Here is a 21,352-nt window from a genome sequence, read left to right as displayed (position 1 = left end):
GATGGCCCTGTTTCGCTATCAGGCACTGGACCCGCAGGGCAAAACCCGCCGCGGCGTTCAGCAGGCCGACTCCGCCCGCCACGCCCGCCAGCTGCTGCGGGACAACGGCTGGCTGGCGCTGGAAGTGACCGCCGCCGACCCGGCGCGCCGGCTGTGGCGCGGCGGATCCCTCACCCGGCGCACCAGCGCCGGTGATTTAGCCCTGCTCACCCGCCAGCTGGCCACCCTGGTTGCCGCCGGGATCCCGCTGGAAAAAGCGCTCGATGCCGTCGCCCAGCAGTGCGAAAAGGCGCCGCTAAGAACGTTAATGGCCGGGGTGCGCAGCAAAGTACTCGAAGGCCATTCGCTGGCGGAGGCGATGCGCGGCTATCCCGCCTGCTTCGATGGACTGTTCTGCGCCATGGTGGCGGCTGGCGAAACCTCCGGCCATCTCGACGGCGTGCTGAACCGGCTGGCGGACTATACCGAGCAGCGCCAGCAGCTTCGCGCCCGCCTGCAGCAGGCAATGATCTATCCCATCGTGCTAACGCTGGTCGCCATCAGCGTGATCGCCATTCTGCTCTCCACTGTGGTCCCAAAAGTCGTTGAGCAGTTTGTTCATCTGAAACAGGCCCTGCCGTTCTCCACCCGGCTGCTGATGAGCCTGAGCGATATCGTGCGCAGCGCGGGGCCCTGGCTGGTGCTGCTGTCGCTACTGGCGCTGCTGACGCTGCGTTATCTGCTGCGCCAGCCCGGCCGGCGGCTCGCCTGGGACCGGATGCTGCTGCGCCTGCCGGTCATCGGCCGCGTGGCGCGCAGCGTGAACAGCGCACGCTACGCCCGCACCTTAAGCATTCTCAATGCCAGCGCGGTGCCGCTGCTGCTGTCGATGCGCATCAGCGCCGGCGTCCTCAGCAACGCCTGGGCGCGCAGCCAGCTGGCGGCGGCCAGCGAATCGGTACGCGAAGGCGTCAGTCTGCATCGGGCGCTGGAATCCACCGCCCTGTTCCCGCCGATGATGCGCTACATGATCGCCAGCGGCGAGCAGAGCGGCGAGTTGACCGCGATGCTGGAGCGCGCGGCGGAGAACCAGGACCGGGAGCTGAGCGCGCAGATCCAGATGGCCCTCAGTCTGTTTGAACCCCTGCTGGTGGTCACCATGGCCGGCATGGTGCTGTTTATCGTGCTGGCTATCCTGCAGCCGATCCTGCAACTGAACACCCTTATGAGTATGTAACTGTATTAATGGAGAAAACTATGCAACGGCAACGCGGTTTCACGTTACTGGAAATTATGGTGGTGATCGTCATTCTCGGTATTCTCGCCAGCCTGGTGGTGCCTAACCTGATGGGCAACAAGGAGAAAGCGGACCGCCAGAAAGTCGTCAGCGATCTGGTGGCGCTCGAGGGGGCGCTGGATATGTATAAACTGGACAACAGCCGCTACCCCAACACCGAGCAGGGACTGCAGGCGCTGGTGACCGCCCCGGCCGCCGAGCCGCACGCCCGCAACTACCCGGAAGGCGGCTATATCCGCCGCCTGCCGCAGGACCCGTGGGGAAATGAGTATCAGCTGTTAAGCCCGGGTCAGCATGGCGCCATCGACGTCTTCAGCGTCGGCCCGGACGGGATGCCCGACACCAATGACGACATCGGCAACTGGACCCTCGGGAAGAAATAGTGTCTCAGCGCGGTTTCACGCTCCTTGAGATGATGCTGGTCCTGCTGCTGATTGGCGTCAGCGCCAGCATGGTGCTGCTGGCGTTTCCCTCCGCCCGCACCCAGGAGGCTACGCAGATCCTGGCGCGCTTTCAGGCGCAGCTGGATTTTGTCCGCGAGCGCGGGCAGCAAACCGGTCAGCTCTTCGGGATCGTCATCCACCCTGACCGCTGGCAGTTTATGCGCCTGCAGCCTGCCGACGAAGACGCTCCGGCGGCGGCTGATGACCGCTGGGGCAACGCGCAGTGGCTGCCGCTGCAGGCCGGACGCGTCACCACGGCGGAAACCCTCCCCCGGACCAGGCTGACGCTGCGCTTTCCCGACGGCCAGGCGTGGACGCCAGGCGAGCAGCCCGACGTGCTGATCTTCCCAGGCGGCGAAGTCACACCGTTTCAGCTGCGGATTGACGCCGCGACGGGCATCACCATCGACGCCCAGGGTGACAGCCAGCCGCTGGCGGCGCGGGAGCAGCCATGAAACGCCAGGCCGGGATGACGCTTATCGAAGTGATGGTCGCGCTGGTGATTTTCGCCCTCGCCGGTCTGGCGGTGATGCAGTCCACCCTGCAGCAGACGCGCCAGCTTGGGCGTATGGAAGAGAAAATCCTCGCCAGCTGGCTGGCAGATAATCAGCTGGTGCAGCTGCGGCTGGAGAAACGCTGGCCCGCCCTCAGCTGGTCCGAAACCACCGTGGAAGCCGCCGGAACGCGCTGGTTTGTCCGCTGGCAGGGAGTGGAAACCGCGCTGCCGCAGCTGCGGGCGCTGGACGTGGAGGTCCGGCGGCAAAAAAGCGATCCCGCGCCGCTGGCGACCCTGCGCACCTGGGTGACGCCGCCATGATAACGAAAATGCGCGGTTTCACCCTGATTGAAACGCTGCTGGCGCTGGCTATCCTCGCCGTCCTTAGCGCCGCCGCCGTGATGGTGCTGCAGAACGTCATCCGCGCCGATGGCCTGACCCGCGAGAAGAGCCAGCAGATCGCCGCCCTCCAGCGCGCCTTTCGCCAGATCGCCGACGATGTCACGCACATCATTCCCCGTCGCGCCAGAAACAGCGACACGCTTTTCTTCGCCGGACGTTTCCAGTTGCAGAGCGACGACTGGGGGCTGGCCTTCAGCCGCAGCGGCTGGCCGAACCCACTGGGGATCCTCCCGCGTTCGGAGATCCAGAACGTCAGCTACCGTCTGCGCCAGCAACAGCTTGAGCGACTGAGCTTCGATCAGCAGGATCCGCTGACCGGCAGCCAGCCGACGGTTCGGGTGGTATTGCGCGAGGTGACGGCGTTTCGTCTGCGCTTCTACGCCGACGGACGCTGGCAGGAGACCTGGGATCGCTCGCAGACGCTGCCGCAAGGGCTGGAGATCACCCTGACGCTGGCGAACAGCGGGGAGATCACCCGCCTGTTTTTACTCACCCCGGGAGGCAGCCAGTGAAAAATCGGCAACGCGGCGTCGCGCTCCTGATGGTGCTGTTCATCCTTGCCCTGATGATGATCCTCGCCAGCGCCATGACCGAACGCACCGCGGTCATGTATCAGCATACCGCCGTGACCCTCGATAATCTGCAGGCCAGATGGTACGCCCTGGCGGCGGAAAACATGGCCGCCGCGCTCCTGCAACGCGACGCGCTGGACTCGCCCAGTCAAACGAACCTGGCGCAAACCTGGGCGCAGGAGGGGCGCCGCTTTACCCTCGACAATGGCGAAATCCGCGCCACGATCCGCGACGGGCACGCCTGCTTTAACCTCAATGCCATCAACCATCGCGCGGATGAGACCAGCGGCGAAACGCCCTACCCGACCGACGTCTTCGTCCGGCTGTTGGCGCTGCTCGGCGAATCGCCGCTGCGCGCCAGCCAGATCGCCGCTGCCCTTGGCGACTGGACGGACAGCGACGGCCAGCCGCGGCTGAACGGAGCAGAGGATGAGGTCTATATGGCGCAAACCCCAGGCTATCTCGCCGCCAACCAGCCGATGCAGGATGTCAGCGAGCTGCGCCTGCTGGCGGGTATGGACGCCGCCCTCTATCAGCGCCTGCTCCCCTTCGTCTGCGTCCAGCCGGATGACGCGCTGCAGGTCAATGTCAACACCCTGCGGCCCTCCCAGGCCCCCCTGCTGGTGGCCCTCTTTCCCGGCGAGCTGACGCTGCAGGAGGCGCAACAACTGCTGCACAACCGCCCGCGAACCGGATGGAGCAGCGTCGCTGCGTTTCTCGCGCAGCCGACGCTGCAGAAAACCGATACCACGCTTGCCCGCCCCTGGCTGACGGTGCACAGCACGCGCTTTATCGCCGCCTTTACCGTGGTGACCGGCAATCTTCGCTTTCAGCTGCACAGCGTCCTGCAACAGGAGGGGCGCACGTTTACCGTCGTCCAGCGGCGATATGGACTTTCTATGGTGGTCGATGAATAAGTTAAACGCTTCTCCCCAGGCCATGCTGATCGTGCGCTTCGCCCCCGGGCTGGCGCCGCTGCACTGGCAACTCTTCGCCCCCGGCGAGCCACACCACGAGGCCAGCGGCCGGTGGCCGGCTGAGGACGCCAGCCCTTTCCCGGCGCTGGCGGCGCACTACCCCGCCTGGGTGCTGATCCCGGCCAGCGACTGCGCGTTTCACTCGCTCACCCTGCCGGCGGGCTTGCGTAAACCGCCGCTGCAGGTCGCCCCATTCCTGCTGGAAGAGCAGCTGGCCGACGATGTCGAAGCCACCCATTTTGCCTTGCTCCACCGCCAGCAGGCGCAGTGCGAGATCGTCGCCGTACAGCGGCAAAAAATGCGCGACTGGCTGGCCCGCTGCGAGTCGCTCTCCCTTCGGCCCCTGGCGTTGACGCCCGACGTGCTGGCCCTGCCCTGGCATCCGCCAGCGTGGAGCGCGGTGCAGGTGGACGAGCAGTGGCTGATCCGCCACCAGCCGTGGGGCGGCATGGCGGCGGAAAACGTCTGGCTGACGGAGCTGCTGCAGAGCGAGGCGGAAGAACCAGTCATCGACAGCTATTCACCGCCGCCCGCGGCGCCGGGCGTCTGGCGGGCGCAACCTGCGCAGACATTGCTGACCCTTGCCGCACGCTATCCGGCAACGCAGAAGCTCAGTCTGCTGCAGGGGGAGTTTGCCGTCCGTCGGCGGCGGCCTGCACAGGCGACCTGGCGTTCGGCGCAATATGCCGCACTGGCTCTGGCGTTACTGGTGGGGACAAACAGCGTGCTGGACCATCTCGATCTGGCGCGTCAGGCCGAGGCGGCGCAGCAGGCCAGCCGGGCTTTCTATCACCGCTGGTTTCCGACGGAGAAAAAGGTGATTAATCCGCGACTGCAGATGCAGCAACACCTGCAAACCCTCGCCCGTCAGGCGCAGCATGCCCCCCTAGTCGATCGCCTCAGCGCGCTGCAAAACATCCTCAGCGACACGCCGGGGATCCGCCTGCGGACGCTGAGCTGGGATGCCGCGGGCAACCGTCTGCAGCTGGATATCGCCGCGGTCTCTTCCCGGGCGCTGGAGCAGTTCACCCAGCGGGCGCAGCCGCGGTTTCGCGTCCGGCCAGGTGACATGACCACGAAACCGGATGGCATTGAGGGACAACTGACGCTGGAGGAAAACAATGGCTAATCTGCTTATCTGGTGGCGGCAGCGCACGCCGTCCGAGCAACGCCTGCTGCTCGGACTCGCGGGGCTGCTGGTGGTATGCGCCCTCTGGTACGGATTGTGGCAGCCCTGGCGAGCCCGTGAGGCGCAGTGGCGACAAACCCTGATGAAAGAGCAGGCCAGCCTGCGCTGGATGACGCAGCAGAGCCCGCGCCTGCAGCAGCTCAGCCAGCAGCCCACGCCGACGGCAAAAGAGGCGCTCACCGCCCTGGTGATGCGCGAGGCGGCGAGCCACGGGCTGGCCGTCGCCCGCCTGCAGCCGCAGGGAAAACGTCTGCAGGTCACCCTCCAGCCCTGCACCTTCCAGGCGCTGATGGCGTGGCTCGACGCCCCGGCGATGCGTGGCGTCAACGCGGTCTCCCTGTCCGTGACCGGGCAGCCGTCGCGGCCCGGCTGGGTTATGGTCAACCATCTGCTGCTGGAGCGCGACGATGAAAGCTAAAGGGATCGCGGGCGGACTGCTGCTGGCGCTCTATCTGTTGTGGCTCACCGCTACCGCCCCGGCGCGCCTGCTGGTCCCGATGCTGCCGCCCGGCGTACAGGTGGGCAGCCTCAGCGGCAGCGTCTGGCGCGGCGCGGCGCAACCGGTCTACTGGCATGGCGAACGGCTTGAACGACTGGCGTGGTCGCTGACCCTGGCGGGCTGGCAGGTCTCTCTCAGCGATCCCCGCGGCGTGGAGGGTCAGGCCCGGCTGTGGGGCCTGCGCGATCTGCGCCTGCAGGAGGGGCGGCTCACCGCCCCCGCCAGCCTGCTCAGCCGCTGGCTGATGTCGACCATGCCCGTCAGCGCCGAGGGAGAGGTCACTTTCAGCCTGGCCGAAGCGCACTTCAGCGAGGGGCGCTGCCGACAAATCACCGCCGGAGGCGCGCAGTGGCGTCAGGCCCGACTGCACTCCCCGGTCGGCAGCCTGGAGCTGGCCCAGGTTAATGGAACCTTCCGCTGTACGGCGGACGGCGCCGTGGCGCTGACCCTCCGCCAGGATTCTCATCAGCTGAGCCTCAGCGGCCAGGGGACCCTGTCGCCCGATGGCCGCTATCTGTTTCGCGGTACGCTACAGCCCCGGCAGGGAATGCCGCCGCTGTTGGCGCTGCTGGTGACGCGCCCCGCCTCTAAAAACGAGCCGGGTCGCACACCGTGGCAGATTCAGGGAAAATGGTTACCCCAGGAGCAAAAATGACGACATTAACGGCATTATCGCTGCACTTTCCCCTTGTCTGGTATGGCTTCCTGCTGCTGTTCGGCCTGGCGCTGGGCAGCTTTTACAACGTGGTGATCTATCGTCTGCCACGCATGTTGACCCAGACCGCGGACGACGAGCGGATAACCCTCAGCACCCCGGGCTCCTCCTGCCCGCAGTGCCGCCAGCCGATCGCCTGGCGGGACAATATCCCGCTGCTCAGTTTCCTCTGGCTGGGCCGTCGCGCCCGCTGCTGTCAGGCGCCCATCGCGTGGAGCTATCCGCTGACCGAGCTGGCCACCGGCCTGCTGTTTATCCTCGCCGGGGCGCTGCTCGCGCCGGGCCTGCCGCTGGCGGGCGGCCTGCTGCTGCTCTCGTTCCTGCTGATGCTGGCGCGGATTGACGCCCGGACCCAGCTGTTGCCCGACCGTCTGACGCTGCCCCTGCTGTGGGCCGGGCTGCTGTTCAATCTTAACGAGGTGTACATTGCCCTGCCGGACGCGGTCGCCGGGGCGATGGCCGGTTATCTGGCACTGTGGTCGGTCTACTGGCTGTTCCGCCTGCTGACCGGGAAAGAGGCGCTGGGCTATGGCGATTTTAAGCTGCTGGCGGCGCTGGGCGCCTGGTGCGGCTGGCAGGTTCTGCCGCAGGTGCTGTTGCTCGCCTCGGCCTGCGGGCTGGTGTGGACCCTGCTGCAGCGCCTGTGGACCCGGCAGTCGCTGCAGCAGCCGCTGGCCTTCGGCCCCTGGCTGGCGCTGGCCGGAGGGGGCATTTTTCTCTGGCAGCAGATGGTCTAGCGGTTACTGCCCGCCTGGCCGGGCAGGATACCGCCCGGCCAGACGACTACGAATATTTTTTGCTGCGCCGGGTCGGGGCGGTGTTGGCCGGATCGTCCGGCCAGACGTGTTTCGGGTAGCGTCCCTTCATCTCTTTTTGCACCTCGCGGTAGCTTCCCTGCCAGAAGGCGCTCAGATCGCGGGTGATCTGCAGCGGACGCTGGGCGGGCGACAGCAGCTCCAGCACCAGCGGCACCCGCCCCTCGGCGATAACCGGCGTCGTGGCCTCGCCGAACATCTCCTGCATACGTACCGCCAGCGCTGGCGGGTTCTCCGCATGGTAACGGATCGCCAGACGGCTGCCGGTCGGCACGGTATAGTGCGTCGGCAGCTCGCGATCCAGCTTCTGGCGCAGCGGCCACGGCAGCCAGTCCTGTAGCGCCTGACGCAGATCCAGTGCCTTCAGCGCCCGCAGCGAGTGAACGCCGTTCATCTGCGGCAGCAGCCATGCCTCCAGCGAGGCCAATAGCGAAGCGTCATCCACCGCGGGCCACGCCTCTTCCGGCAACCACTGCGCCGCACACTGCAGCCGCAGTCGCAGCTGCTCAGCCTCTGGCGTCCAGTTGAGCACACCGAGGCCTTTCTCACGAATACCGTTGAGCATCGCCTGATGCAGCTCCGCCTCAGAGGGCTTCGCCAGCGGCTGGGTCTTGATCACCAGCTGGCCTATCACCGTCCGCCGCCAGGCTTTCAGCGTCCCCTGCGCTTCATCCCACTCCACCGTGTCGGAACGCTGCGCCAGCTCGGGACGGGCGGCGATCAGCTCGCCGATATCCACTGGCAGAGCCAACAGCATGCGGGCATCCGGCGAGGCGCTGCCCTGCAGCAGCAGCGGAGCGATCAGCCACTCATGGCGGCCCAGCGCGTCGTCGGCGTCCAGCATCGCGCCCATGCCGTTCGCCAGCTGGTAGCGCCCCTCCTGACCGCGGCGTCGGGCGATGCGATCGGCGAAGGCCGACGCCAGCAACCCCGCCATTCCTTCGGCATCGGGCTGGCCGCCGCGGCGGGCCAGACGCTTCATCAGCTGCTGCGCCCGCTGCTGCCAGTTGGTCTGCTGACGGGAAAAGACGGCGCCCAAATCCACCAGCCCGCCGCGCGGAGGCTCCTCAAGGATCGCCGCCAGCCTGGCCGCCGTCGCCGCCTCGTCATCGGTCTGCGCGGCGGCCAGCATCGCCGCCAGCCGGGGCTCGTTGCCGAGGGTCGCCATTTTGCGGCCAAACGCCGACAGCCGCTCGCCGTCCAGCGCCGAGAGCGCCGCCAGCAGGCGGCGCGCGGCGGCCAGGTTCACCGCGGGCGGCTGATCCAGCCAGGCCAGCGCGGCCGGATCGTGGCAGCCCCACTGCAGCAGCTCCAGCAGTAGCGCCGACAGATCGCTGTGCAGGATCTCCGGTTCGCTCTGCGCCGCCGCCCGTTCCGCCTGTTCTTTGCCGAGCAAATGCAGGCAGATCCCCGGAGAGAGACGACCGGCGCGTCCGGCACGCTGCGTCATCGATGCCTGGCTGATGCGCTGCGTCACCAGCCGGGTCAGGCCGGTGCGCGGGTCGAAGCGGGCGACCCGCTCCTGGGCGCTGTCGACCACCAGGCGGATCCCCTCGATGGTCAGACTGGTCTCGGCGATATTGGTGGCCAGCACCACTTTGCGCTTCCCGGCCGGCGCCGGGAGGATCGCTTTGCGCTGCTCGCTTAGGGGCAGCGCGCCGTACAGCGGGCAGAGGATGACATCCTCCGCCACGCGCTCCGTCAGCTGTTCCTGAACGCGCTGGATCTCACCGACGCCGGGCAGAAACAGCAGCATCGATCCCTGCTCGTGTCGCAACAGCTCCGCTGCCGCCACCGCCACCGCCTCATCAAAGCGCTGGTGCGTGGGAAGCGGGTTGAAACGGCGCTCCACCGGATAAGCGCGTCCCTCCGAGACCACCACTGGCGCCTCAGGCAGCAGACGCTGCAGGCGATCGTTATCGAGGGTCGCCGACATGATCAGCAGCTTGAGATCGTCACGCAATCCCTGCTGGACGTCGAGCAGCAAGGCCAGCGCCAGATCCGCCTGCAGGCTACGCTCGTGAAACTCATCGAGGATCACCAGCCCCACGCCCGCCAGCTCCGGATCGCGCTGGATCATGCGCGTCAGGATCCCCTCCGTAACCACCTCCAGGCGGGTCTGCGGCCCGACGCAGGTTTCGGCGCGCATGCGGTAACCCACGGTCTCCCCCGGCTTTTCGCCAAGCAGTTCAGCCAGCCGCTGCGCGACATTACGCGCCGCCAGGCGCCTCGGCTCCAGCAGGATAATGCGTCCCGCGATGTTGCCCTCGGCGAGGATCTGCAGCGGCAGCCAGGTCGATTTCCCGGCGCCGGTCGGCGCGTTGAGCAAAACCTGCGGCGCGTGCTGCAGGGCGGATAACAGTTCTGGGAGGACGGCGGCAACCGGCAATGAGGACACAAAAGGCTCCGGGGGTTAACATTCAGGGGCTCACATTGTAGCATCCCCCTAATTCATTACCGAGTCTCTATCATGTCTGAGCCGAAAAGGCTGTTTTTTGCGCTTGAACTGCCGTCTGCCGTCCAGAAACAGATCGTCCAGTGGCGGGCAAGCCACTTCCCCGAGGATGCCGGCAGGCCCGTCGCGGCGGATAACCTCCATCTGACGCTGGCGTTTCTCGGCGAGGTGAGCGCGGAAAAACAGCGGGCGCTGGCCGCCCTCGCTGGCCGGCTGCGCCAGCCGGGCTTTACCCTGACACTGGACGATGCCGGACAGTGGCTGCGCTCGCGGGTGGTCTGGCTCGGGACCCGTCAGCCGCCGCGCGGCCTGCTGCAGCTCGCCAGTATGCTGCGCGCTCAGGCGGCGCGCAGCGGCTGCTATCAGAGCCCGCAGCCGTTTCATCCGCATATTACCCTGTGGCGCGATGCCCGCCAGGCGGTGCCGATCCCGGCTCCCGGCTTTCACTGGTCGTTTCCGGTGAACGAGTTCGTGCTTTATGAGTCCAGCTTCGGCCGGGGGCGCACGCGCTACACGGCGCTGGAACGTTATCCGTTTCATAAGGAAAGTTGATGCAGTTTGATCCGCCGTTACAGCCCGCTATTTTGCTTAAACGTTACAAACGATTTCTTGCTGACGTGGTTACCCCCGATGGCCGTGAGCTGACGCTTCACTGCCCCAATACCGGCGCAATGACCGGTTGCGCCGCCCCGGGCGACACCGTCTGGTATTCCACTTCTGACAATGCGAAGCGCAAATATGCCCACACCTGGGAATTAACTGAAACGCAACAGGGCGCGGTTATTTGCGTCAATACGCTGCGCGCGAATTCGCTGGCAAAAGAGGCGATTTCCGCCGGAATAATCCCTGAGCTTTCCGGCTATAACCAGCTGAAAAGCGAAGTGAAATATGGCGAAGAGAATAGCCGTATCGATATTATGTTACAGGCAGATGACCGACAAAACTGCTATATTGAAGTGAAATCGGTTACGTTGGCGGAGAAAGAATACGGTTATTTTCCCGATGCGGTAACCACGCGCGGTCAGAAGCACCTGCGGGAGCTGATGGCCGTCGCGGCAAATGGCGACCGTGCGGTGATTTTATTTGCCGTTTTGCATTCGGCAATTGACCGTTTCTCTCCCGCGCATCATATTGATGCCAGATACGCACAGCTGTTAACAGAAGCCCGCGACAAGGGGGTGGAAATTCTCGCCTGGAAGGCGGAACTTTCTACGACGAAGATGACTCTGAATAAGCCGATTGCCGTGGTGTTAAACCCCGGGAAATAAGTGGCTAAATAGTGTTCGGGTCGCAAGCGCGAATACGCTTTTCTTCACAGGGTTGTCAAGTGTAACGTTTAGATAATTGCTATCCGGAAAAGCATCTGCTATTTATAGCGGCCTGATTTTCCCCCACATGGGGATCGATAGTGCGTGTTAAGGAGAAGCAACATGCAAGAAGGGCAAAACCGTAAAACATCGTCCCTGAGTATTCTCGCCATCGCTGGGGTGGAGCCGTACCAAGAGAAACCGGGCGAAGAGTATATGAACGAAGCCCAGCTGGCGCACTTCAAGCGTATTCTTGAAGCATGGCGTAATCAACTCAGGGATGAAGTGGATCGCACCGTAACGCACATGCAGGATGAAGCTGCTAACTTCCCGGATCCGGTAGACCGTGCCGCCCAGGAAGAAGAGTTCAGCCTGGAACTGCGTAACCGCGACCGCGAACGTAAACTGATCAAAAAGATCGAGAAAACGCTGAAAAAAGTTGAAGATGAAGACTTCGGCTACTGCGAATCCTGCGGCGTGGAGATCGGCATTCGCCGTCTGGAAGCGCGTCCGACTGCGGATCTGTGCATTGACTGCAAAACCCTGGCGGAAATTCGCGAAAAACAGATGGCGGGCTAATCCCCTGCTGCCTCACTCTCTGGCGGGAGTCTCTCCCGCCTGGTTCTGTTGTCCGTAACATGACTGACTCACGCTATATTGGGCGCTTTGCTCCCTCCCCCTCCGGTGAACTCCACTTCGGCTCTTTGATTGCCGCGCTCGGCAGCTACCTGCAAGCCCGCGCGAACCAGGGTATCTGGCGCGTTCGTATTGAAGATATCGACCCGCCGCGCGAAGTCCCCGGGGCCGCCGACACCATTCTGCGCCAGCTTGACCACTACGGTCTGCACTGGGACGGCGACGTGCTCTGGCAGTCGCAACGACATGAAGCTTACCGCGAGGCGCTGGCCTGGCTGGGTGAACAAGGGCTGAGCTATTACTGCACCTGCACCCGCGCGCGGATCCATGCCGTAGGCGGGATCTACGATGGTCACTGCCGCGACCTCGGGCTGGGGGCGGAAAACGCCGCGCTGCGCCTGCGCCAGACCCGTCCGGTGCTGCAGTTCACCGATCGCCTGCACGGTACGCTCATCGCCAATGAGCCGCTGGCGCGCGAGGATTTTATTATCCACCGTCGCGACGGCCTGTTTGCCTACAATCTGGCGGTGGTGGTTGATGACCACTTTCAGGGGATCACCGAGATCGTCCGCGGCGCTGACCTGATTGAGCCGACGGTCCGGCAGATTTCACTGTATCAGCATTTTGGCTGGCAGGCGCCGGACTACCTCCATCTGCCGCTGGCCCTCAATGCTGACGGGAATAAACTCTCTAAACAAAACCACGCACCGGCGCTGCCGGAAGGCGATCCGCGCCCCGAAATTGTCCGGGCGCTCCGGTTTCTTAATCAGGACATCGCCCAGGACTGGCAAGCCCTGAGCATGGACGATTTACTCAGTCAGGCCGTCGCCAACTGGCAGCCCGCAAAAATCGAGCATTCTCAAATGGCTCCCGCTGAGCTATGATTAGCCGCTATTTTTATACTGTACAGTTGATCTGAAGTCCGTCTGACACTACGAGGTGCACCATTTTTACCCGAGTCGCTAATTTTTGCCGTAAGGTGCTAAGCCGTGAGGAGCGCGAGGCAGAAGCCGCCGTCGAACCCATGCCTATGACGGTGATCCCGCGTGAGCAGCATGCTATTTCCCGCAAAGATATCAGTGAAAACGCCCTCAAGGTCATGTACCGCCTCAACAAGGCAGGCTACGAATCCTGGCTGGTCGGCGGCGGTGTCCGCGACCTGCTGCTTGGCAAAAAGCCGAAAGATTTTGACGTCACCACCAACGCCACACCGGATCAGGTGCGCAAGCTGTTCCGCAACTGCCGTCTGGTCGGGCGACGTTTCCGCCTGGCGCACGTCATGTTCGGGCCGGAAATCATTGAAGTGGCCACCTTCCGCGGCCACCACGAAGGGCACACCACCGATCGCGTGACCTCCCAGCAGGGCCAGAATGGCATGCTGCTGCGGGATAACATCTTCGGCTCGATCGAAGAGGATGCCCAGCGTCGCGACTTCACCATCAATAGCCTTTATTACAGCGTGGCTGACTTTACCGTTCGCGACTACGTCGGCGGCATGAAGGATCTGCAGGACGGCGTGATCCGCCTGATCGGCAATCCGGAAACCCGCTATCGCGAAGATCCGGTACGCATGCTGCGCGCGGTGCGCTTTGCCGCCAAGCTGGATATGCGTATCAGCCCGGAAACGGCTGAACCACTGCCGCGCCTGGCCACCCTGCTCCACGACGTGCCGCCGGCACGCCTGTTCGAAGAGGTGCTTAAGCTGCTGCAGGCCGGGTATGGCTACCAGACCTACATGCTGCTGCGCGAATACAACCTGTTCCAGCCGCTGTTCCCGACCATCACCCGCTACTTTACCGAGCGCGGCGACAGCCCGATGGAACGGATCATCAGCCAGGTGCTGAAGAACACCGATAACCGCATTCATAACGACATGCGCGTCAATCCGGCCTTCCTCTTCGCGGTGATGTTCTGGTATCCGCTGCTGGAGACGGCGCAAAAAATCGCCCAGGAGAGCGGCCTGGCGTACTACGATGCCTTCGCTCTGGCGATGAACGATGTTCTGGACGAAGCCTGCCGTACGCTGGCGATCCCTAAGCGCATCACTACCCTTATTCGTGATATCTGGCAGCTGCAATTGCGCATGTCCCGTCGTCAGGGCAAACGCGCCTGGAAGCTGATGGAACATCCGAAATTCCGTGCCGCCTACGATCTGCTGGAGCTGCGCGCCGGGGCGGAAAACAACAGCGAACTGCAGCGTCTGACCAAATGGTGGGGCGAATTCCAGGTTGCCGCGCCGCCGGAACAAAAAGACATGCTCAACGACCTCGGGGACGATCCGGCGCCACGCCGTCGCCACCGTCGTCCGCGCAAACGCGCGCCGCGTCAGGGTAACGCATGACCCTGGTCTATATCGCGCTTGGCAGTAACCTTGCTTCTCCGCTGGAGCAGGTGCAGGCAGCCATCCGCGCGCTGGGCGATATTCCGCACAGCCGCGTGGTGAACGTCTCTTCGTTCTACCGCACGCCGCCGCTGGGCCCGCAGGATCAGCCGGACTATCTCAACGCCGCCGTCGCGCTGGAAACCACCCTGGCGCCCGATGCGCTGCTCGATCACACTCAGCGCATCGAGCTGCAGCAGGGTCGGGTGCGCAAAGCTGAACGCTGGGGACCGCGCACGCTCGACCTCGACATCATGCTGTTTGGCGATGAGGTCATCAATAGCCCGCGCCTGACCGTTCCGCACTATGATATGAAAAACCGCGGCTTTATGCTCTGGCCGCTGTTCGAGATCGCTCCGGATCTCCATTTTCCTGACGGCCCTGCGCTGCGCGCCGTGCTGGATGATCTGGGCGCGGAAAAACCCGCGAGCTGGTAATCCCCTCTCCTTTTTTAGCATTTGCGGCGATCGTCGTAATCGGTTGCCCAAAATCATTGCCCCTCTGAATGCTGCTGTTAGAATGCCGGTTAATATGACTTTCATCATCAGGAAATGTTATGAAACCGACCACCATTGCCCTGCTGCAGAAATGCAAACAGGAAAAGAAGCGCTTTGCCACCATTACCGCCTACGACCATAGCTTCGCGAAGCTGTTCGCCGATGAAGGCATTAATGTGCTGCTGGTGGGCGATTCCCTGGGAATGACGGTACAGGGTCACGACTCCACCCTGCCGGTCACCGTGGAAGATATCGCCTATCACACCCGCGCCGTCCGCCGCGGTGCGCCGAACAGCCTGCTGCTTGCCGACCTGCCGTTCATGGCCTACGCCACCCCCGAACAGACCTTCGAAAATGCGGCCATCGTGATGCGCGCTGGCGCCAATATGGTCAAACTCGAAGGCGGCGCCTGGCTGGCCGATACCGTGAAGATGCTGGCGGAACGCGCGGTGCCGGTTTGCGGCCACCTCGGCCTCACGCCGCAGTCGGTAAACGTATTCGGCGGGTATAAAGTGCAGGGGCGCGGCGATGCAGCGCAGACCCTGTTTGACGACGCATTAGCGCTGGAAGCGGCTGGCGCGCAGCTGCTGGTGCTGGAGTGCGTCCCGGTAGAACTGGCGAAACGCATTACCGACGCCCTGACCATTCCAGTGATCGGCATCGGCGCGGGCAACGTCACCGACGGGCAGATCCTGGTGATGCATGACGCATTCGGGATCACCGGCGGCCACATCCCTAAATTCGCCAAGAATTTCCTTGCCGAAGCGGGCGACATCCGCGCCGCGGTACGGCAGTATATTGCCGAAGTTGAATCCGGGGTCTATCCGGGCGAAGAACACAGTTTCCATTAAGGAGTCTTGTTGTGCTGATTATTGAATCCGTGCTGCTGCTGCGTCAGCATATCCGCCGTCTGCGTCAGGAAGGTAAGCGTATCGCGCTGGTTCCGACGATGGGCAACCTGCATGATGGTCATATGAAGCTGGTTGATGAGGCTAAAGCCAGCGCGGACGTGGTGGTGGTCAGTATTTTCGTCAATCCGATGCAGTTTGACCGCGCCGACGACCTGGCGCGCTATCCGCGTACCCTGCAGGATGATTGCGAAAAGCTGAACAAGCGCCATGTCGACTTTGTCTTCGCGCCGACGCCGGCGGAAGTTTATCCCCAGGGCACCGAAGGCCAGACCTACGTCGACGTCCCCGGCCTGTCCACTATGCTGGAAGGCGCCAGCCGCCCGGGCCACTTCCGCGGCGTGTCGACCATCGTCAGTAAGCTGTTCAATCTGGTTCAGCCGGACGTCGCCTGCTTCGGCGAGAAAGACTTTCAGCAGCTGGCGCTGATCCGCAAGATGGTCGCCGACATGGGCTACGATATCGAGATTATCGGCGTGCCGATCGTCCGCGCGAAAGATGGCCTGGCGCTGAGCTCGCGTAACGGCTACCTGACCGCCGACCAGCGCAAAATCGCTCCCGGCCTCTACAAAGTGCTGAGCGCGGTGGCGGAAAAACTGGCCGCCGGCGATCGCCAGCTCGATGAGATCATCGCTATCGCTGAACAGGAGCTAAATGAAAAAGGCTTCCGCGCCGACGACATTCAGATCCGCGATGCCGACACCCTGCTTGAGCTGACGGATGCCAGCCAGCGCGCGGTGATCCTGATGGCCGCCTGGCTGGGTCAGGCCCGCCTGATCGACAACCAGATCGTCACGCTCGGTCAGTAGACAGCGGGTAAAAATCGGGCAATACTTGCCCGGGCTTTTCTCAGGGCGGACGACCTGTCCGCTCTGCTACATTAAGGTTGAAGGGTAGAAGTTATGATGCGTAATATGCTGCAGGGCAAGCTCCACCGCGTAAAAGTCACGCAGGCTGACCTGCACTATGAAGGTTCATGCGCCATTGACCAGGATTTCCTGGATGCGGCCGGTATTCTGGAGAATGAAACCATTCACCTCTGGAACGTCACCAACGGCAATCGTTTCTCCACCTATGCGATTGCCGCCGAACGGGGTTCCAGAATCATCTCCGTCAACGGCGCCGCCGCGCACTGCGCCAGCGTCGGCGATATCCTGATCATCGCCAGCTTCGTCACCATGTCGGACGAAGAGGCGCGCACCTGGCAGCCTAACATCGCCTACTTCGAAGGCGACAATGAAATGAAGCGCCAGGCGAAAGCCATTCCGGTGCAGGTCGCCTGATGACCGCGGCGCTGCGCTCAGGCGCAGCGCCGGTATTACCCCTGCGGCTGGTTACTGATCAGCCGCGACATCGTCTCCAGCGAATCCGTGCGTAAGATATATAACCGCTTTAACAGAAACGGATTGTCACCCGGCTTCACCTTCCCACGCACCGTTGTCACCGCCATATGAAACCCGGCGTCATTCGCCGCCTGCACCGCCGTGGCGTTATAGCCGCCGAAGGGATAGGAAAGGTAGAGAACATGTGGATTAAACTGGCTGAGCGCCCGGCGCGAGCGGGCGAAATCAAACAGAATATTATGGTAATTGCGGCTGAATAAAATCGGCCGGCGGCCGGCGTCAACCCGATGCAGGAAGTGGGTATGCGACTGAATATCAAAAACATCCTGGATCTGCCGGAGCTCAGAAATACTCATGAACTGCAGCGATTTCGGATCCCATTTCTGCGGATGGCGCTTAATACGCGAGGAGATAATAAACGCGGTGGCATGAAAACCGTACTGCTTTAGTACCGGATAGGCGTAACGGTTTACCGATTTCAGGCCGTCATCGAAGGTGATGACCACTGCCCGCGCCGGAAGGTTGATTTTATTACGCACATAGCCTTCCAGCTGATACAGGGTCAGCGTGGTATAGCCCTGATCGCGCAGCCAGGTCATCTGGTTGTTGAAGGCGCGTACCGAGGTCGTGGTCGAGGTATGGCGGAAACGGGTGTTCTCTTCGTCGCGCAGAATGTGATGATAGGTCAGTACGGGAATACCATTATCTTCCTGTGCATCCAGACTGCTGACCCACGCCAGCCGGTCGCCAATGCGGATCTGAAACCAGGTCTGATTGAGCCGGTCTTTTAGCTTGCTGAGGATCGGATAGCGCAGGTTAGTGGCCAGCGTACCAAACGGCACGCTGCTCACGGCGGGTGTGTTGTAGAGCGGCGTATCTTTCCAGGTGAGCAAATTCTGGTTACTCAACGGTTTATTGAGATCCCCCAGTCGGTCCTCCACTCGCTGCTTACCCTGTACCGGCTCGAGGTGGCCTTTATCAATAAACCCGGTGCCGAAGCCGAAGCGAAATTCATAATAGTCAGCCGCCGTCGGGACGACCGCGAGGATCTGCCCGGCACGCACATTGCCGACGCTGACCACATGATTCCCCACCTGCGCCCAGATGACCGCATCTTCGGTGGTCTGCATATAGTGTACAGGCTTGCCCTGCTGGCTAAGCAGACTGGCGGAAGCGCTGAGCGAGGTCAGTAAAAGAAGCAGCGTAAAAAATCGGGCAAGCATGCGCATCGAACCGGTAAACCATCAACGGCAGTTATTGTAACAAAAGCAGCATCTGTCACGCTGTTTAATTTCCGAAGGTATCATGGCGCAAGCGGAACGGGGGATTCTTCTGCTGCTGATGCCACAGGCTGCTCACCATCGGCCCGCCCGCGCTGACGATGGCCTGGCGAAACGCCTCGCTGCTTAACGTGTTCCGCAGCAGATACATTCGCTCAAGTAATGAATAGCTGACGCCGGAGATCACTTCGCAGTGGGTATGTTTGTGGCTCATCAGCGCCGCGGCCCGATAAGGCGCCGCGCCGGTTCTGTCGGTCAGGAAAATGACCCCGTCCCCGGAGTCGGTGGCATGCAGCGCATCGCACATCATCCGGCTCAACATATTACTGCTGAGATTGCGCCAGTAATTGACCGCCCGGCACTGGGCCAGCGGACCAAATTTTCGTTCAAGACGATCCAGCATCTCCTGCGCCAGCTCATCGTGGCAGGTAATGACCCAACCAAGCATGCTTCCCTCCTTAGCCAGCCAACAATGTAGCAAGGGGAGGATGGCGTATCGGTGATGGCGGTCAAAGATAAGCGGTTAGCGCTTCGCGTATTGGCATCAGGAAGCGCTAACCGTGATGAGCATCAGCTGCGCAGGCCGCGGCCGCGCTGGATTAACGACCAGCAAAGCAGATAGAAGGCGACGATGAAGACCACCAGCACCGCAAAGGTGGTCACCAGCGGCACATCGTTGATACCCAGGAAGCCGAAGCGGAAACCGCTGATCATGTAGACGATGGGATTCAGATGCGACAACCCCTGCCAGAACGGCGGCAGCAGGGTCAACGAGTAGAACACCCCGCCGAGGTAGGTCAGCGGCGTCAGCACAAAGGTCGGGATCAGGCTAATGTCGTCAAAGGTCTTGGCAAACACCGCGTTCAACAGACCCGCCAGCGAGAACAGCACCGCGGTGAGGATCAGCGTCAGGGCGACAAACAGCCAGGAGTGAACCTGGAACGGCACAAAGAACAGCGATACCGCCGTCACCAGGATCCCCACGCACAGTCCGCGCGCCACGCCGCCGCCAACGTAGCCAGCGATGATCACATGCGTCGGCACCGGCGCCACCAGCAGCTCTTCAATATTGCGCTGAAACTTGGCGCTGAAGAACGACGAGGCGACATTGGCATAAGCGTTGGTGATCACCGCCATCATGATCAGGCCCGGCACGATAAACTGCATATAGGTAAAGCCGTGCATCTCGCCGATGCGCGACCCGATCAGGTTGCCGAAAATCACGAAGTACAGGGTCATGGTGATCACCGGCGGCACCAGCGTCTGGATCCAGATGCGCATAAAACGGTGGATCTCTTTGGTCCAGATGCTTTTCAGCGCGACCCAATAAAGCTGCATCATGCTGACTCTCCTTTTCGCTCATGCACCAGCGTGACAAACAGCTCTTCCAGACGGTTAGCTTTGTTACGCATACTCAGTACCTGCACCCCCTGGGCGCTCAGTTGGGCAAAGACGCTGTTAATCCCCTGCTCGCGCAGAACCTCGACTTCCAGCGTCGAGGTATCGACCAGTTGATACTGGTAGCCTTCGAGCTTCGGTACCGGGCTTTTTGGCGCGAGGTCAAGAATAAAGGTCTCTGACTTCAGCTTCGACAGCAGCGCTTTCATCGAGGTGTTTTCCACCAGCGCGCCGTGCTGGATGATGCCGATGTTGCGGCATAGCATTTCGGCCTCTTCGAGATAGTGGGTGGTCAGGATAATGGTGGTTCCGCGATCGTTCAGATCCTTAAGAAAGCCCCACATTGAGCGACGCAGTTCAATATCGACGCCAGCGGTCGGTTCGTCGAGGATCAGCAGCTTCGGCTCATGCATTAGCGCGCGGGCGATCATCAGGCGACGCTTCATCCCGCCGGAGAGCATCCGCGCGCGTTCGTTGCGTTTTTCCCACAGATCGAGCTGTTTTAGGTATTTTTCGCTGCGGGCGACAGCTTCTTTGCGTTCCACGCCGTAGTAGCCCGCCTGGTTAACGACAATCTGCTGCACGGTCTCGAACGGGTTGAAGTTAAATTCCTGCGGCACCAGGCCAAGCTGACGCTTGGCATTGACGACGTCTTTTTCCAGATCGTAGCCAAAGACATTGACCTGACCGGAGGTTTTATTCACCAGCGAACTGATGATGCCGATAGTCGTGGATTTTCCGGCCCCGTTCGGCCCCAGCAGGGCATAGAAATCCCCCGCCTCGACCTGCAGGTCGATTCCCCGCAGCGCCTGAACCCCGCCGGGGTAGGTTTTTTTGAGCTGTTTTAATTCCAGAGCAATGGTCATTAAATATCTCTTCTCGTGTCGTGACACGTCATTAACCCGCCTGACTCACGTTTGCGTTCTACTGGCGCTGGCGCCGCCAACGCATCGGTAGCCTGACGTATCACGGGTTAAGATGGTTTTAAAAAAGGTGAGCTTACCCTATATTAGCGCAACGCACTTACTTGGTTACAGGCCGATAACGTCCATGAATGATATAGATACACTCATCAGCAATAATGCACTATGGTCAAAAATGCTGGTGGAAGAGGACCCCGGCTTTTTTGAGAAACTGTCGCAGACGCAGAAACCGCGCTTCCTTTGGATTGGCTGCTCTGACAGCCGCGTTCCCGCTGAGCGACTTACCGGCCTGGAACCTGGCGAACTGTTTGTCCATCGTAACGTCGCTAACCTGGTGATCCACACCGACCTGAACTGCCTGTCGGTGGTGCAGTATGCCGTCGATGTCCTCGAAGTCGAGCACATTATTATTTGTGGCCACTACGGCTGCGGCGGCGTGCAGGCGGCGGTGGAAAACCCGGAGCTGGGGCTTATCGACAACTGGCTCCTGCATATCCGCGATATCTGGTTCAAGCACAGCTCACTGCTGGGTGAAATGCCTGAGGAGCGCCGTCTGGATACCCTTTGCGAACTCAACGTGATGGAGCAGGTGTACAACCTGGGACATTCGACGATTATGCAATCGGCGTGGAAGCGCGGACAGAAGGTCACCATCCACGGCTGGGCATATGGCATTCACGACGGGCTGCTGCGCGATCTGGATGTCACCGCCGTGAGCCGGGAAACCCTCGAACAGCGCTATCGCCACGGCATCTCCAACCTCAAGATCAAGCACATCAACCACAAATAGCCTTCAGGCTTAGCCCCCCTGGAGAGCGCAGCACGCGCTGTCCTGGGGGGA

25 protein-coding genes are annotated in these 21,352 nt (G+C 62.1%); 20 read left to right on the top strand and 5 right to left on the bottom strand.

Translation table 11 applies throughout. From position 1 onward, the window contains the following. Nucleotide 1 precedes the first annotated feature (1 nt). The 10 genes from gspF to SPE70_RS04170 are packed head-to-tail and all read left to right on the top strand — an operon-like array spanning nt 2 to nt 7,306. Nucleotides 2-1,216: a type II secretion system inner membrane protein GspF gene (gspF, locus tag SPE70_RS04215; protein ID WP_012542823.1), complete on the top strand. Its 1,215-nt coding sequence runs from the start codon at nt 2-4 to the stop codon at nt 1,214-1,216. Nucleotides 1,217-1,236: 20 nt separating this feature from the next. Next, nucleotides 1,237-1,659: a type II secretion system major pseudopilin GspG gene (gene gspG, locus SPE70_RS04210; RefSeq protein WP_002889054.1), complete on the top strand. Its 423-nt coding sequence runs from the start codon at nt 1,237-1,239 to the stop codon at nt 1,657-1,659. Continuing rightward, nucleotides 1,659-2,174: a type II secretion system minor pseudopilin GspH gene (gene gspH / locus SPE70_RS04205; RefSeq protein WP_008807378.1), complete on the top strand. Its 516-nt coding sequence runs from the start codon at nt 1,659-1,661 to the stop codon at nt 2,172-2,174. Before gspG ends, gspH begins: the two co-directional genes overlap by 1 nt. After that, a complete protein-coding gene (gene gspI / locus SPE70_RS04200) occupies nt 2,171-2,536 on the top strand; it encodes a type II secretion system minor pseudopilin GspI (RefSeq protein WP_004894160.1) in 366 nt (121 codons plus the stop codon). Before gspH ends, gspI begins: the two co-directional genes overlap by 4 nt. Then, a complete protein-coding gene (gspJ, locus tag SPE70_RS04195) occupies nt 2,533-3,129 on the top strand; it encodes a type II secretion system minor pseudopilin GspJ (RefSeq protein ID WP_008807379.1) in 597 nt (198 codons plus the stop codon). Before gspI ends, gspJ begins: the two co-directional genes overlap by 4 nt. Then, nucleotides 3,126-4,106, top strand: coding sequence for a type II secretion system minor pseudopilin GspK (gspK, locus tag SPE70_RS04190; RefSeq protein WP_077267447.1), 981 nt, complete (start codon nt 3,126-3,128; stop codon nt 4,104-4,106). The genes gspJ and gspK overlap by 4 nt, the downstream gene beginning before the upstream one ends. Further along, a complete protein-coding gene (gene gspL / locus SPE70_RS04185; RefSeq protein WP_064170616.1) occupies nt 4,099-5,295 on the top strand; it encodes a type II secretion system protein GspL in 1,197 nt (398 codons plus the stop codon). Before gspK ends, gspL begins: the two co-directional genes overlap by 8 nt. Beyond that, complete coding sequence (locus SPE70_RS04180) at nt 5,288-5,773, top strand: type II secretion system protein M (protein WP_012968921.1); 486 nt, start codon at nt 5,288-5,290, stop codon at nt 5,771-5,773. Before gspL ends, SPE70_RS04180 begins: the two co-directional genes overlap by 8 nt. After that, nucleotides 5,763-6,509, top strand: a complete 747-nt coding sequence (locus tag SPE70_RS04175) for a type II secretion system protein N (protein WP_012968922.1) — start codon at nt 5,763-5,765, stop codon at nt 6,507-6,509. The genes SPE70_RS04180 and SPE70_RS04175 overlap by 11 nt, the downstream gene beginning before the upstream one ends. Next, a complete protein-coding gene (locus SPE70_RS04170) occupies nt 6,506-7,306 on the top strand; it encodes a prepilin peptidase (protein ID WP_008807384.1) in 801 nt (266 codons plus the stop codon). The genes SPE70_RS04175 and SPE70_RS04170 overlap by 4 nt, the downstream gene beginning before the upstream one ends. 46 nt (nt 7,307-7,352) lie before the next feature. On the opposite strand, the gene hrpB is transcribed toward SPE70_RS04170, so the two are convergent. Next, nucleotides 7,353-9,782, bottom strand: a complete 2,430-nt coding sequence (gene hrpB, locus SPE70_RS04165; protein WP_032740432.1) for an ATP-dependent helicase HrpB — start codon at nt 9,780-9,782, stop codon at nt 7,353-7,355. A 72-nt stretch (nt 9,783-9,854) separates the two neighbouring features. Here hrpB and thpR point away from each other — a divergent pair, with 72 nt between their 5' ends. The 9 genes from thpR (at nt 9,855) to panD (ending at nt 16,850) form a co-directional block, all read left to right on the top strand. Next, nucleotides 9,855-10,391 (top strand): RNA 2',3'-cyclic phosphodiesterase, encoded by a 537-nt coding sequence (gene thpR / locus SPE70_RS04160; RefSeq protein ID WP_008807387.1) that lies wholly within the window; start codon nt 9,855-9,857, stop codon nt 10,389-10,391. Continuing rightward, complete coding sequence (gene sfsA, locus SPE70_RS04155; RefSeq protein WP_008807388.1) at nt 10,391-11,107, top strand: DNA/RNA nuclease SfsA; 717 nt, start codon at nt 10,391-10,393, stop codon at nt 11,105-11,107. Before thpR ends, sfsA begins: the two co-directional genes overlap by 1 nt. 162 nt (nt 11,108-11,269) lie before the next feature. Next, a complete protein-coding gene (gene dksA / locus SPE70_RS04150; RefSeq protein ID WP_007749299.1) occupies nt 11,270-11,725 on the top strand; it encodes an RNA polymerase-binding protein DksA in 456 nt (151 codons plus the stop codon). A gap of 59 nt (nt 11,726-11,784) precedes the next feature. Beyond that, nucleotides 11,785-12,666 carry a tRNA glutamyl-Q(34) synthetase GluQRS gene (gene gluQRS, locus SPE70_RS04145; RefSeq protein ID WP_012542830.1) on the top strand — a complete coding sequence of 294 codons (882 nt, stop codon included), beginning with the start codon at nt 11,785-11,787 and terminating at the stop codon, nt 12,664-12,666. A gap of 62 nt (nt 12,667-12,728) precedes the next feature. After that, nucleotides 12,729-14,123, top strand: coding sequence for a polynucleotide adenylyltransferase PcnB (gene pcnB, locus SPE70_RS04140; RefSeq protein ID WP_071582539.1), 1,395 nt, complete (start codon nt 12,729-12,731; stop codon nt 14,121-14,123). After that, on the top strand, nt 14,120-14,599 hold the full coding sequence (gene folK, locus SPE70_RS04135; RefSeq protein WP_012542831.1) for a 2-amino-4-hydroxy-6-hydroxymethyldihydropteridine diphosphokinase: 480 nt from the start codon (nt 14,120-14,122) through the stop codon (nt 14,597-14,599). Before pcnB ends, folK begins: the two co-directional genes overlap by 4 nt. A gap of 119 nt (nt 14,600-14,718) precedes the next feature. Beyond that, entirely contained in the window at nt 14,719-15,510 is a 792-nt protein-coding gene (gene panB, locus SPE70_RS04130; protein WP_012542832.1) for a 3-methyl-2-oxobutanoate hydroxymethyltransferase, read from the top strand. 11 nt (nt 15,511-15,521) lie between these two features. Continuing rightward, nucleotides 15,522-16,376: a pantoate--beta-alanine ligase gene (gene panC, locus SPE70_RS04125; RefSeq protein ID WP_008807394.1), complete on the top strand. Its 855-nt coding sequence runs from the start codon at nt 15,522-15,524 to the stop codon at nt 16,374-16,376. Between the two features lie 93 nt (nt 16,377-16,469). Then, a complete protein-coding gene (panD, locus tag SPE70_RS04120) occupies nt 16,470-16,850 on the top strand; it encodes an aspartate 1-decarboxylase (protein WP_008807395.1) in 381 nt (126 codons plus the stop codon). Nucleotides 16,851-16,885: 35 nt separating this feature from the next. Here panD and SPE70_RS04115 read toward each other — a convergent pair whose 3' ends face one another. From SPE70_RS04115 to SPE70_RS04100, 4 genes are all read right to left on the bottom strand, one after another. Further along, complete coding sequence (locus tag SPE70_RS04115) at nt 16,886-18,139, bottom strand: polysaccharide deacetylase family protein (RefSeq protein ID WP_008807396.1); 1,254 nt, start codon at nt 18,137-18,139, stop codon at nt 16,886-16,888. A 58-nt stretch (nt 18,140-18,197) separates the two neighbouring features. After that, nucleotides 18,198-18,638 carry a PTS sugar transporter subunit IIA gene (locus tag SPE70_RS04110; protein ID WP_008807397.1) on the bottom strand — a complete coding sequence of 147 codons (441 nt, stop codon included), beginning with the start codon at nt 18,636-18,638 and terminating at the stop codon, nt 18,198-18,200. Nucleotides 18,639-18,760: 122 nt separating this feature from the next. Beyond that, the gene (locus tag SPE70_RS04105; RefSeq protein ID WP_008807398.1) at nt 18,761-19,531 is read right to left on the bottom strand and encodes an ABC transporter permease; all 771 of its coding nucleotides are present in this window, start codon (nt 19,529-19,531) and stop codon (nt 18,761-18,763) included. Then, nucleotides 19,528-20,454 (bottom strand): ABC transporter ATP-binding protein, encoded by a 927-nt coding sequence (locus SPE70_RS04100; RefSeq protein ID WP_008807399.1) that lies wholly within the window; start codon nt 20,452-20,454, stop codon nt 19,528-19,530. The genes SPE70_RS04105 and SPE70_RS04100 overlap by 4 nt, the downstream gene beginning before the upstream one ends. Nucleotides 20,455-20,638: 184 nt before the next feature. On the opposite strand from SPE70_RS04100, the gene can reads away from it, so the two are divergent. After that, nucleotides 20,639-21,301 (top strand): carbonate dehydratase, encoded by a 663-nt coding sequence (gene can, locus SPE70_RS04095; protein ID WP_004204385.1) that lies wholly within the window; start codon nt 20,639-20,641, stop codon nt 21,299-21,301. Nucleotides 21,302-21,352: the final 51 nt, after the last annotated feature.

The organism is Klebsiella sp. ZJOU C1, from assembly GCF_035620215.1.
Taxonomy (GTDB): domain Bacteria; phylum Pseudomonadota; class Gammaproteobacteria; order Enterobacterales; family Enterobacteriaceae; genus Klebsiella; species Klebsiella variicola.
This window is presented reverse-complemented; position numbering and strand designations above follow the sequence as displayed.